At 68.5% G+C, this 12,190-nt stretch carries 13 protein-coding genes; 12 read left to right on the top strand and 1 reads right to left on the bottom strand.

Annotated features, from left to right (window positions below; all coding sequences use genetic code 11):
• Nucleotides 1-45 precede the first annotated feature (45 nt).
• From tgt to secF, 4 genes are all read left to right on the top strand, one after another.
• The gene (gene tgt / locus KGQ91_RS08285) at nt 46-1,164 is read left to right on the top strand and encodes a tRNA guanosine(34) transglycosylase Tgt (RefSeq protein WP_224421397.1); all 1,119 of its coding nucleotides are present in this window, start codon (nt 46-48) and stop codon (nt 1,162-1,164) included.
• 95 nt (nt 1,165-1,259) lie between these two features.
• On the top strand, nt 1,260-1,595 hold the full coding sequence (gene yajC / locus KGQ91_RS08280; RefSeq protein WP_224415531.1) for a preprotein translocase subunit YajC: 336 nt from the start codon (nt 1,260-1,262) through the stop codon (nt 1,593-1,595).
• 69 nt (nt 1,596-1,664) lie between these two features.
• Nucleotides 1,665-3,515: a protein translocase subunit SecD gene (gene secD, locus KGQ91_RS08275; protein WP_163647752.1), complete on the top strand. Its 1,851-nt coding sequence runs from the start codon at nt 1,665-1,667 to the stop codon at nt 3,513-3,515.
• 9 nt (nt 3,516-3,524) lie between these two features.
• Nucleotides 3,525-4,448: a protein translocase subunit SecF gene (gene secF, locus KGQ91_RS08270; protein WP_163647753.1), complete on the top strand. Its 924-nt coding sequence runs from the start codon at nt 3,525-3,527 to the stop codon at nt 4,446-4,448.
• A gap of 150 nt (nt 4,449-4,598) precedes the next feature.
• Here the strand turns inward: secF and KGQ91_RS08265 are convergent, their stop codons facing one another.
• Nucleotides 4,599-5,393 (bottom strand): inositol monophosphatase family protein, encoded by a 795-nt coding sequence (locus tag KGQ91_RS08265; protein ID WP_163647754.1) that lies wholly within the window; start codon nt 5,391-5,393, stop codon nt 4,599-4,601.
• 146 nt (nt 5,394-5,539) lie between these two features.
• Between KGQ91_RS08265 and KGQ91_RS08260 the strand changes: the two genes are divergently transcribed.
• From KGQ91_RS08260 to pilW, 8 genes are all read left to right on the top strand, one after another.
• Nucleotides 5,540-6,319, top strand: coding sequence for an RNA methyltransferase (locus KGQ91_RS08260; RefSeq protein WP_224415534.1), 780 nt, complete (start codon nt 5,540-5,542; stop codon nt 6,317-6,319).
• A gap of 100 nt (nt 6,320-6,419) precedes the next feature.
• Entirely contained in the window at nt 6,420-7,283 is an 864-nt protein-coding gene (gene cysE / locus KGQ91_RS08255) for a serine O-acetyltransferase (RefSeq protein WP_224415535.1), read from the top strand.
• A gap of 158 nt (nt 7,284-7,441) precedes the next feature.
• Nucleotides 7,442-7,927, top strand: a complete 486-nt coding sequence (gene iscR / locus KGQ91_RS08250) for a Fe-S cluster assembly transcriptional regulator IscR (RefSeq protein WP_163647757.1) — start codon at nt 7,442-7,444, stop codon at nt 7,925-7,927.
• A gap of 41 nt (nt 7,928-7,968) precedes the next feature.
• Nucleotides 7,969-9,117, top strand: coding sequence for an IscS subfamily cysteine desulfurase (locus tag KGQ91_RS08245; RefSeq protein ID WP_224415536.1), 1,149 nt, complete (start codon nt 7,969-7,971; stop codon nt 9,115-9,117).
• A gap of 40 nt (nt 9,118-9,157) precedes the next feature.
• Nucleotides 9,158-9,484: a HesB/IscA family protein gene (locus tag KGQ91_RS08240; protein ID WP_163647759.1), complete on the top strand. Its 327-nt coding sequence runs from the start codon at nt 9,158-9,160 to the stop codon at nt 9,482-9,484.
• Nucleotides 9,485-9,642: 158 nt separating this feature from the next.
• The gene (gene ndk, locus KGQ91_RS08235; protein ID WP_163647760.1) at nt 9,643-10,068 is read left to right on the top strand and encodes a nucleoside-diphosphate kinase; all 426 of its coding nucleotides are present in this window, start codon (nt 9,643-9,645) and stop codon (nt 10,066-10,068) included.
• 79 nt (nt 10,069-10,147) lie between these two features.
• A complete protein-coding gene (gene rlmN / locus KGQ91_RS08230) occupies nt 10,148-11,275 on the top strand; it encodes a dual-specificity RNA methyltransferase RlmN (protein WP_163647761.1) in 1,128 nt (375 codons plus the stop codon).
• Between the two features lie 147 nt (nt 11,276-11,422).
• Nucleotides 11,423-12,172, top strand: coding sequence for a type IV pilus biogenesis/stability protein PilW (gene pilW / locus KGQ91_RS08225; protein ID WP_163647762.1), 750 nt, complete (start codon nt 11,423-11,425; stop codon nt 12,170-12,172).
• The last annotated feature ends 18 nt before the right edge of the window (nt 12,173-12,190 follow it).

Here is a 12,190-nt window from a genome sequence, read left to right as displayed (position 1 = left end):
GCGGCACCCAGCATTTTCGAGAGCCCCATGCGTAACGACTGCTTCATGAGCTTCGAGCACCTGGCCAGCGACGGGCGCGCCCGCCGCGGCCGGCTGACCTTCCCCCGCGGCACGGTGGAAACTCCCGCCTTCATGCCGGTGGGCACCTATGGCACCGTCAAGGGCATGACGCCCGAGTCGGTCAAGGCGATCGGCGCCGAGATCATCCTCGGCAACACCTTCCATCTGTGGCTGCGCCCGGGCATGGAGGTGATCGAGGCCCACGGCGACCTGCACGACTTCGCCCAGTGGGACAAGCCGATCCTCACCGACTCCGGCGGCTTCCAGGTGTTCTCGCTGGGGGCGATGCGCAAGATCACCGAGGAGGGCGTGCACTTCCGCTCGCCGGTGGACGGCGCCAAGGTGTTCATGGGTCCCGAGGAGTCGATGGCCGTGCAGCGCTCGCTGGGCTCGGACATCGTGATGATCTTCGACGAGTGCACGCCCTACCCGACCACCGAGACGGAGGCCCGGCTGTCGATGGAGCGCTCGCTGCGCTGGGCCGAACGCTCGCGGGCGGCCCACGGCAGCTCGCCCTCGGCGCTGTTCGGCATCGTCCAGGGCGGCATGTACCCGGAACTGCGCGAGCGCTCGCTCAAGGGCCTGGTCGACATCGGCTTCGACGGCCTGGCCATCGGCGGGCTGTCGGTGGGCGAGCCCAAGGAGGAGATGCTCCGCGTGCTCGACTACCTGCCGCCCTGGATGCCGGCGGACAAGCCGCGCTACCTGATGGGCGTGGGCAAGCCGGAAGACCTGGTGGAGGGCGTGCGCCGCGGCGTCGACATGTTCGACTGCGTGATGCCCACCCGCAACGCCCGCAACGGCCACCTGTTCACCGCCGAGGGCACGGTCAAGATCCGCAACGCCAAACACCGCCACGATACCCGACCGCTCGAGGAAGGCTGCGACTGCTACACCTGCCGGCACTTCTCGCGCAGCTACCTGCACCACCTGGATCGCTGCGGCGAAATGCTCGGCTCGATGCTCAACACCATCCACAATCTGCGCTATTACCAGCGTGTAATGGCCGGTTTGCGCGGTGCTATCGAAGCGGGTACATTGGCTGACTTCGTGGCCGCGTTCTACGCGCGCCGGGGCCTGCCGGTTCCCGACGCACCGCACTGACGCGCGCCGCGGAACCCTTTTTCCGGCCGGGGCCCGCGCGTCCCGGCCCCGCTTTGGCAAGAGCCTTTTCGCAACCTTCCGGGAGACACTGACCCATGCTGGATTTCTTCATCTCACAGGCGCACGCCCAGGGCGGCGGCGGTGCGGCTGCGGGCGGCGGCATCGCCCAGATCGTTCTGCTGGTCGGCTTCGTGCTGATCTTCTACTTTCTGCTGTGGCGCCCCCAGTCCAAGCGCGCCAAGGAACACAAGAAGCTGATCAGCAACCTGGCCAACGGCGACGAGATCGTCATCGGCGGGGGCCTGGTCGGCCGGGTCACCAAGGTGCATGAAGAGTTCCTCACCATGGAGATCGCCGAAGGCACCGAGGTCAACGTGCAGAAGAACGCCGTCGCGGCGGTGCTGCCCAAGGGCACCCTGAAGTCCCTCTAACCCGCCTCCCGCTGCCGGTCATCACGCCGGCAGCGCTCTTTTCGCGTCAGCAACAAGGACAGGGCTTCCATGCTCAACCGTTACCCCCTGTGGAAGTATCTGCTGATACTGTTCGTGATCGTCGTCGGGTTGATCTATGCACTACCCAACCTTTACCCCGAAGACCCCGCCGTTCAGATCAGCAGTGCCCGTGGCGATGCCACCCTGGACGACGGCCAGCTCGAGCGCATCCGCAACGCCCTCGGCAAGGCCGACATCCCCATCGAGCGCATCGACACCCAGCCCAACGGCGCCCTGATTCGCCTCGCCAGCGGCGATGACCAGCTCAAGGCCCGCCAGATCGTCGCCGGCCAGGTCAACGACGACTACACGGTGGCGCTCAACCTGGCCGAATCGACCCCCGCCTGGCTCGAGAGCCTCGGCGCCTCGCCGATGAACCTGGGTCTCGACCTGCGCGGCGGCGTGCACTTCGCCCTCGAGGTCGACATGGACGCCGCCATCGAACAGCGCCTGCAGGTCAACGCCAGCGCGATCCGCGAGGCCCTGCGCGACGCGCGCATCCGCTACCGCGATACCCAGATCGATGGTCGGACGCTGTCCTTCACGTTCGCCAGTGCCGAGGATCGCGCCAAGGCCCGCGACGTCATCAGTCGCCAGTTCCCCGACTTCCAGTACGCCGACCAGGCCGCCGAACGCGGCGCCACCCTGGCGATGACCCTGACGCCGAAGAAGGTCCAGGAGATTCAGGACTACGCGGTGGAGCAGAACCTCACCACGCTGCGCAACCGTGTCAACGAGCTGGGCGTGGCCGAGCCGCTGGTGCAGCGCCAGGGCCCCAACCGCATCGTCGTCGAACTCCCCGGCGTGCAGGATACCGCCGCCGCCAAGCGCGTGGTGGGCGCCACCGCCAACCTGGAGTTCCGCCTCGCCGCGCGTCCCGACACCCCCGACTCGCAGACCGAGACGCTGCCGTTCCGCAACGATCAGCAGCGCACCGCGCGGCTGATGCGTGACGTGATCATCACCGGCGAGAACGTCTCCAGCGCCAGCGTCGGGTTCGACCAGAACGGCCGCCCACAGGTCAACATCAACCTCGACGGCACCGGCGGCACGCTGATGAACCGGGCCACCCGTTCCAACATCGGCCGCTCGATGGCGGTGGTCTACATCGACAACAAGACCCGCACCCGCACGGTGATGGAGAACGGCAAGGCGGTCGAGAAGCGCGACAACTACACCGAGCGCGGCATCATCAGCCTGGCCACCATCCAGAGCGCGCTGGGCAACCGCTTCCGCATCACCGGACTGGACTCGCCCACCGAGGCCAAGGAGCTCGCCCTGCTGCTGCGTTCCGGCTCGCTGGCCGCGCCGATCTACTTCGTCGCCGAACGCACCATCGGGCCGAGCCTGGGGGCCAAGAACATCGAGCGCGGCATCCACTCGGTGGAGATCGGCATGCTGCTGGTCGTGGCCTTCATGCTGATCCGCTACCGCGCCTTCGGGCTGGTCGCCAACCTCGCGCTGGGCATCAACCTGGTGCTGCTGGTCGCCGCCCTGTCGCTGCTCGGCGCGACCCTGACCCTGCCGGGCATCGCCGGTATCGTGCTGACGCTGGGCATGGCGGTGGACGCCAACGTGCTGATCTACGAGCGCATCCGCGAGGAACTGCGGGCGAAGATGCCGATCCAGCAGGCGATCCACGCCGGCTACGAGCGCGCCTTCACCTCGATCTTCGACGGCAACATCACCACCCTGCTGGTGGCCGTGATCCTGTTCTCGATCGGCACCGGTCCGGTCAAGGGCTTTGCCGTGACGCTGTCGCTGGGGATCCTGACCTCGATGTTCACCGCGATCATGGTGTCGCGCGCGATCGTCAATCTCACCATCGGCGGCAAGCCGGTGAAGAAACTCTGGATCTGAGAGGTGGGCATGAACGCTTTCATCAATCGCCGGCTCGACTTCATGGGCAAGCGCCGCCTCGCGTTTTTCGTCTCGGGGGCGATGCTGCTGGTGTCGATCGTCTCGCTGCTGTTCCAGCAGCTCAACCTGGGGCTGGACTTCACCGGCGGCACCCTCGTCGAGGTGCGCTACGCCGCCGCGCCGGCCCTGGAGGCCGTGCGCCAGACCCTGGAAGGCGCCGGCTTCACCAACGTCTCGGTGCAGACCTTCGGCGCGCCCACCGACGTGCTGGTGCGCCTGCAGCAGGCCTTCGACCCCAACGTCGGCGCCCAGGTGACGGACGTGCTGCGCCAGGGCGGTGCCAGCGTCGACCTGATCCGTGCCGAGTTCGTCGGCGCCCAGGTGGGCGGTCAGCTGCGCGACCAGAGCGGCCTGGGCATGCTGGTGGCGCTGGGCGTGGTGATGCTCTACGTCGCCCTGCGCTTCCAGTACAAGTTCTCGCTGGGCGCCCTGCTGGCGCTGATCCACGACGTGATCATCGTGCTCGGCGTGTTCTCGCTGTTCCAGCTCGACTTCGACCTCACCGTGCTGGCGGCGGTGCTGGCGGTGATCGGTTACTCGCTCAACGACACCATCATCGTCTACGACCGCATCCGCGAGAACATCCGCAAGTCGCGCACCGACCACATGCCGACGATCTTCAACGAGGCGATCAACCAGACGCTGTCGCGCACCCTGGCCACCTCCGGCACCACCCTGCTGGTGCTGCTGGCCCTGCTGCTGCTCGGCGGCGACATGATCCACAACTTCGCGCTGGCGCTGATCGTCGGCGTCGGGGTGGGGACCTACTCCTCGGTGTATGTCGCCTCGGCGCTGCTGATCGCCGTCAAGCTTCAGCGCGAGGACCTGATCCCGGCGAAGAAGGAAAACGCCGAGGCCGACGAGCTGCCCTGACCGTTCGACCCTCGACGTCCGCACGACACCCCGCCTCGGCGGGGTGTCGTCGTTTCAGGGGCCGAACGGCCGTGTCCCCGGGTCGTCCTGCAGACATGAAAAAGCCCCGCCTCGCGAACGCGAGTCGGGGCTCTTCAGCAGACGGCGGGCTTACATGTGCGGCTTGAGGCCCTGCACCAGCGCCTTGTAGAGACGCGGCCCGGCCGCCATCAGGTTGGCTTCCGGCGCCACGCCGGGCGAGCCGTCGGGGCCGCCGATCAGCGCGCCGGCTTCCTTGAGCAGCAGCGTGCCGACCAGGCTGTCCTGCTCCTCGAGGCCCAGCACGAAGACCGCATCGGCACGGCCGGCGGCCACGTCGGCCATGTCGAGCAGCGCGCAGCCCGAGGCGGTCAGCGACTCGACCCGCGGGGCGAGCTGCTGGATCAGGGTCTGGTAGGTGGGCAGATGGCGCGGACGCAGCCAGGTCTCCGGCAGCCCCATCGCCAGGCGCATGCCGTCGATGCCGTGGGTCTTGCCGACGCGGATGCGCTTGCCGTTGTACTGCGCCCCGCGGCCGCGGCTGACCAGGTACTCGTCGTCGCTGAACGGGCAGATCACCACCGCATGTTCGGGGCGCCCCTTGACGAGACACACCAGCGACAGGGCGAACTGCACGCTGCCTACGCCGAGATTGGTGTAGCCGTGGAAGGGCTCGATCTTCCAGACCGTGTCCCGACCCTCGCCTTCCCCGTCGCGGTGCGGCGTATAGCGGCCGGCGATCCCGTGCTGCGGGTAGCCGCGGGACAATTGACGGACAATCAGCGTTTCGGCGTTGCGGGCAGTATCTTCCAGGAGGCGGTCGAGACCGCGGTCGTCGCGGGCGACATCGATGCGCTCGCGGATACGGACGAATTGCTCGGCGGCGCTGCGTGCGGCACGCAGCGCGAACTGGACCATCGGATGCATGATCGGGCCTTGAGGGTCGGTAACTGTTAAAGAACGCCGCGCATGCTAGCAGACCCGGCCACGCGTGGGAATCGCGGCGCGTCCCGGTCGGCCATCAGGCATGGTAGACTGGCGCCCCTTATTCATTCCCGCGACGTTGTCTTGCCATGCCTCGACCCGCCTTTTCCCTCGACCAGTTGCGCATCGTGCTGATCGGCACCAGCCACCCCGGCAACATCGGTGCCGTGTGCCGGGCGATGAAGAACATGGGGCTCGGCGACCTGGCGCTGGTCGCGCCGCGCTGCGAGATCCAGACCAGCGATTCGATCGCCCGTGCCTCGGGCGCCGACGCCCTGCTGATCGGCGCCCGCCGTCACGAGACGCTGGAGGCCGCAGTGGCCGATGCCACCCTGGTGGTCGGCGCCAGCGCCCGCTCGCGCACCCTGCCGTGGCCGATGATCACGCCCCGGGCACTGGGCGAATCGCTGCCCGCCGAACTCGCCGACCCGCAAGGCCGGGTGGCGCTGGTGTTCGGCCGCGAGGACAGCGGGCTGACCAACGCCGAACTGCAGCACTGCCACCGCCATGTGCACATCCCCACCAATCCCGACTTCAGCTCGCTGAATCTTGCCGCGGCCGTGCAGGTGGTGGCCTACGAGTGCCGCCAGGCCTGGCTGGACAGCGGCGAGCCCGCCGGCGCCGGCAGCGAGACCGCCCCGTTCGGCATCGACTGGGACCACCCGCCGGCCAGCCACGACGACCTCGAGCGCTACTTCGCGCATCTCGAGCGGGTGCTGATCGCCACCGGCTTTCATGACCCGCAGCGCCCCCGCCAGCTGATGGCCCGGCTGCGCCGCCTGTACCTGCGCGCCCGGCCGGACACCCAGGAGATCAGCATCCTGCGCGGCATCCTGAGCGCCGTCGAGAAGCGCATCGACGGGCGCTGAGACGGCGCCTTGCAGGGGGCGCCGGGCGCCCCAATAATGAGTCACCAACCCGTTCGCGGCCGGCCCCTGTGCCGACCGACAGCCCAACAAGGAAGGCTTCATGTTTGGTCGTCTGCGTGAAGACATCAACAGCGTGTTCGACCGCGACCCCGCGGCGCGCAACTTTCTCGAGGTCCTGACCAACTACCCGGGGCTCCATGCCCTGCTCGCCCATCGCCTGAGCCACCGGCTGTGGGGCCACAATCTCAAGTGGCTGGCGCGCACCATCTCGACCCTGGCGCGCTGGCTGACCGGGATCGAGATCCACCCCGGGGCGACCATCGGCCGGCGCTTCTTCATCGACCACGGCATGGGCGTGGTGATCGGCGAGACCGCCGAGGTCGGCGACGACGTGACGCTCTACCAGGGCGTCACCCTGGGCGGCACCAGCTGGAACAAGGGCAAGCGCCACCCGACCCTGGGCGACGGCGTGATCGTCGGCGCCGGCGCCAAGATCCTGGGGCCGTTCCGGGTCGGTGCCGGCGCCAAGATCGGCTCCAACGCGGTGATCACCAAGGAGGTCCCGGACGGCGCCACGGTGGTGGGCATTCCCGGCAAGATCGTCAAGCGCGCCGAGCCCGACACCGAGGAGGCCCCGACCTTCGATCCCGAACGCCGCGAGGCGATCCGCCAGAAGTTCGGCTTCGATGCCTACGGCGTGAGCCAGGACATGCCCGACCCGGTGGCCCGCTCCATGCAGGCAATGCTCGACCACATGCACGCCGTGGACCAGCGTATCGAGCGCATGTGCACCACGCTGCGCAAGCTCGACACCGGCTACCGCGAAGGCCGCCTGCCCGAGCTGCGCGACGAGGACTTCGCCGAGATCCTCGCCGATGTCGACAGCTGCTGCGGTCCCGACCCCCGCGCCGAACGGCGGACCGAACGCCAGGATACCCGGCGCGACGCCGGCGACGAGGACTGAGCCGCATCACGACGGTACGCCGCCGGGCCGGGCGGCGCTATTGTTGACCGCTTTACTGGGTTTTCTCATAATGGAGCGATGATTCCACCGGCGGCCGCGCGCTTCAGCCCGCTCCGGCGCAGCGCGGCCCTGCGACCGATGCCCGACCCGACTCGCTTATGCGCCTGACCACCAAAGGACGTTACGCCGTCACCGCGATGCTCGATCTCGCCCTGCACGGCGACCAGGGGCCGATCAGCCTCGCCGACATCTCGCAGCGCCAGGCGATCTCGCTGTCCTATCTCGAGCAGCTGTTCGCCCGCCTGCGCCGCGCCCGGCTGGTCAAGAGCGTGCGCGGGCCGGGCGGCGGCTACCTGCTGGCCGCCGCCCCGGACACGATGTCGGTCGCGCGGGTGATCGACGCCGTCGACGAGTCGGTGGACGCCACGCGATGCCAGGGGCTGTCGGACTGCCAGCAGGGCCATACCTGCCTGACGCATCACCTGTGGTGCGAGCTGTCGGAGGAGATTCACGGCTTCCTCGACGGCATCAGCCTGGGCGACCTGGTGCGGCGCAACGAGGTCCGCGGCATCGCCGAACGCCAGCGCGGCAACGCCGGAAACAAAAGCAGCACCGACAACACCATCGTCACCTCGTCACCCTGAGACCGGCCAGGACCGCCGGCCTCGCTGTCACGCAGAGAGCCATGAACGCACCGATCTACCTGGACTACGCCGCCACCACGCCGGTCGACCCCCGCGTCGCCGAGGTCATGGCGCGCCACCTGACCCTGGACGGAATCTTCGCCAACCCGGCCTCGCGCAGCCACATGCCCGGCTGGCAGGCCGAGCAGGTCGTGGAGGGCGCCCGCCGCCAGGTCGCCGACCTGATCGGTGCCGACCCGCGCGAGATCGTCTGGACTTCCGGCGCCACCGAGGCCGACAACCTGGCGCTGATCGGCTTCATGCGCGCCAACCGCGCCCGGGGCGGGCACCTGATCACCTCCACCATCGAGCACAAGGCGGTCATCGACACCGCCCGTGCCCTGGAGGCCGAGGGCTTCGAGGTCACCTGGCTCGAGCCCGGCCACGACGGCCGCATCACCCCCGCCCACCTGGCCGCGGCGATGCGCGACGACACCGTGCTGGTCTCGCTGATGGCGGTCAACAACGAGCTTGGCACGATCAACGACCTCGCCGCCCTGTCGGCGGTGGTGCATGCCCGCGACGCGATCTTCCACGTCGACGCCGCCCAGGCGGTGGGCCGGATTCCCCTCGACGTCATCGACCTGGGCATCGACCTGATGTCGCTGTCCGGCCACAAGGTCTACGGCCCCAAGGGCGTCGGCGCCCTCTACGTCAAGCGCAGCCCGGACATCCGCCTCGAGGCGCTGATCCACGGCGGCGGCCACGAACGCGGCATGCGCTCCGGCACCCTGCCCACCCACCAGATCGCCGGCATGGGCGAGGCCTTCGCCCTGGCCGAGCGCGAGGGCGAGGCCGATCAGGCGCGCATCGCCGCGCTGGCCGAACGCTTCCTCGCCGGGCTCGACGATCTCGAGGGCATCCACCGCAATACCGATGTCACCGTGGCCGTGCCCAACATCGTCAACCTGTCCTTCGACGGCGTCGACGGCGAGTCGCTGCTCATGGCGCTGCGCGGCATCGCGGTGTCCACCGGCTCGGCCTGCAACTCGGCGAGCGTCGAGCCCTCCTATGTCCTGCGGGGCATCGGTGTGCCCCGCTCGCGCGCCCTGACGGCGCTGCGCTTCAGTTTCGGGCGCTTCACCACCGAGGCGGAGATCGATGCGGCCGTCGCCGAGATCCGTCATGCCATCACCACCTTGCGCGGTTGACGCCGATTCGGCCGCCGCTACGCAGTCAGGAGGAATTTCCATGGCGCACCTTTCGATCACCCCCGCCGCCGCCGACCAGATCCGTCACGTGCTCGGCGAGCGCGGCCACGGCCTGGGGCTGCGCGTGAGCGTCAAGCCCAGCGGCTGCTCCGGCTACAGCTACGTGCTGGACTTCGCCGACCAGGCGGTCGCCGACGACGTGCCCTTCGAGGCCCACGGCGCCACGGTCTACGTGGCTCCCGACGCCCTGGAGATGCTCGACGGCAGCGAGGTCGACTACGTCAACGAGGGGCTCAACCGCTATTTCCGCTTCAACAACCCCAACGTCAAGGACCAGTGCGGCTGCGGCGAAAGCTTCAGCGTGTGAGCCCGCGCGGCCCGCGGGGTGTCAAGACCCCGCCCGAGCCGCTATAATCAGGCGCTTTTCCGCCCGGCCGCCCGCCGCGGCCGAACCGCGACCCTGCGCGCCGCCACGACAGCGGCGCGCAGCCGTATCCAAGCACTCGATTCCACGGAGAACCCTGCATGGCAACTCAGCGCACGCTGTCTATCATCAAGCCCGACGCCGTTTCCAAGAACGTCATCGGCGAGATCATCAGCCGCTTCGAAAAGGCCGGCCTCAAGGTCGTCGCCGCCAAGATGCTGCACCTGTCCAGGGAGCAGGCCGAGGGCTTCTACGCCGAGCACAAGGAGCGCGGCTTCTTCGGTGAACTGGTCGGCTTCATGACCTCCGGCCCGGTCGTCGTTCAGGTGCTCGAGGGCGAGGACGCCATCGCCAAGAACCGCGACCTGATGGGTGCCACCAACCCGCAGGAAGCCGCGCCGGGCACCATCCGCGCCGACTACGCCCAGTCCATCGACGCCAACGCCGTGCACGGTTCCGACTCGCCGGAATCCGCCGAGCGCGAAGTGGCCTTCTTCTTCAGCGCCGACGAGATCTGCCCGCGCTGAAGCTTGAGCGGGAGCCGCACGGCTCCCGCCCGCCACGCCGGGCCGTGCCTGACCGCCCTCCGACCATCGGTTGACCATCATGACCGCCACCCCCCATACCCCCCGTACCAACCTGCTCGGCCTGTCCCGAGAGCAGATGGAAGCCTTCTTCGTCTCGATCGGCGAGAAGAAGTTTCGCGCCAGCCAGGTGATGAAATGGATCCATCACGAAGGCTGTGACGATTTCGAGGCCATGACCAATCTCTCCAAGGCCCTGCGTGCGCGCCTGGCCGAGGTGGCCGAGATCCGCGGCCCCGGCGTGGTCTACGAAGGCACGTCGAGCGACGGCACGCGCAAGTGGGTGCTCGAGGTCGAGGACGGCAGCTACGTCGAGACCGTGCTGATCCCCTCCGAGAACGGCAACCGCCGCACGCTCTGCGTGTCGTCGCAGGTGGGCTGCTCGCTGGACTGCAGCTTCTGCTCCACCGGCAAGCAGGGCTTCCAGCGCAACCTCACCGCCGCCGAGATCATCGGCCAGGTGTGGGTCGCCAGCCGCAGTGCGGGCCCGCGTCGCGACACCGCCAACCGTCCGGTCACCAACGTGGTGATGATGGGCATGGGCGAGCCGCTGCTCAACTACGACAACGTCGTGCCGGCGATGAAGCTGATGCTCGACGACAATGGCTACGGGCTGTCCAAGCGTCGCGTGACGCTGTCGACCTCCGGCGTGGTGCCGATGATCGACAAGCTCGGCGACGAGATCGACGTGAGCCTGGCGATCTCGCTGCACGCGCCCAACGACGCCCTGCGCAACGAGCTGGTGCCGCTCAACCGCAAGTACGACATCCGCACCCTGCTCGACGCCTGCCAGCGCTACCTGGCCAAGTGCGACGACACGCGCCTGATCACCATCGAGTACACGCTGATCAAGGACGTCAACGACCAGCGCGAGCACGCCGACCAGCTCGCCGCGCTGCTCGACGAGCTGCCGTGCAAGATCAACCTGATCCCGTTCAACCCGTTCCCGCACTCGGGCTACGAGAAGCCCTCGCGCAACCAGACCATGCGCTTTCAGCAGTGGCTCTACGAACTGGGCTACACGGCGCCGATCCGCAGCACCCGCGGCGACGACATCGATGCCGCCTGCGGCCAGCTGGTCGGGCGGGTCAAGGACCGCACGCGGCGCCACGAACGCTACATCCAGTCGATCCAGCTGGATGCCGACTGACCCGGCGGCGACCTTGACTTCAACCGGTCACGGCGCTTTTATGAGTACGCCTTTTCATGGCGGGTCGGCCCAGCATCGTCACCCCCTATACCTTTGATTCGACGAGGGTTCGTCGCGAGCCGGGCCCGCCACTGTCGAGAGGAGTGCATGATTCGTCGCCAACACTCGTCCTTCGCCCCCCTGCTGGGTGCCGCGCTGTGCGGCATGCTCTGGCTGTCCGGCTGCGCCACGTCCGCGCCGGCCGGCCTGGAGGGCGGGGCCGACCCGAGTCAGGCGGCCGAGCTCAACGTGACGATGGGGCTCGAGTACATGCAGAAGGGCAACCTGCCCCGGGCCCGTCGCAAGCTCGACAAGGCACTGTCGATCGCCCCCGACGACCCCGACGCCCTGCAGGCCAGCGCCCTGCTCTACCAGCGCCAGGGCGAGCCCGAGCTGGCCCGCCGATTCTTCAAGCGCGCCCTGCAGGCGGCGCCCGATTTCACCCGGGCGCGCAACAACTATGCGGCCTTTCTCTACGCCCGGGGCGACACCGCCGAAGCCTGCACCCAGCTCGAGCATGCCACGCAGGATATCCACTACGACAACCGGGCCCAGCTGTTCACCAATCTGGGGCGCTGCCAGCGCCGGCTCGGCCGGAACGAGGCGGCCCTGCAGAGCCTGAACAAGGCCCAGACGATCGATCCCCGTTACGCACCCAGTTATCTGGCACTCGCCGGCGCCCTGCACGACCAGGGCGAGGAAACGCGCGCCTGGGAGGCGCTGCAACGCTTCATCCGGCTGGCCGGCACCACCCCGGAGAGCCTGCGACTGGCCAAGCAGATCGCCAGCGCTCGCGGGGACGCCGCCACCGCCGCTTTCTATTCACGCCAGCTCAACGCCTCCCGGCGCGATCCCTGACCCCAATCGAGAGGACGG

This window comes from Modicisalibacter tunisiensis, assembly GCF_020148005.1.
Lineage (GTDB): Bacteria > Pseudomonadota > Gammaproteobacteria > Pseudomonadales > Halomonadaceae > Modicisalibacter > Modicisalibacter tunisiensis.
Note: the sequence above shows the minus strand (reverse complement) of the source record. Positions and strands in the feature narration are given on the sequence as shown.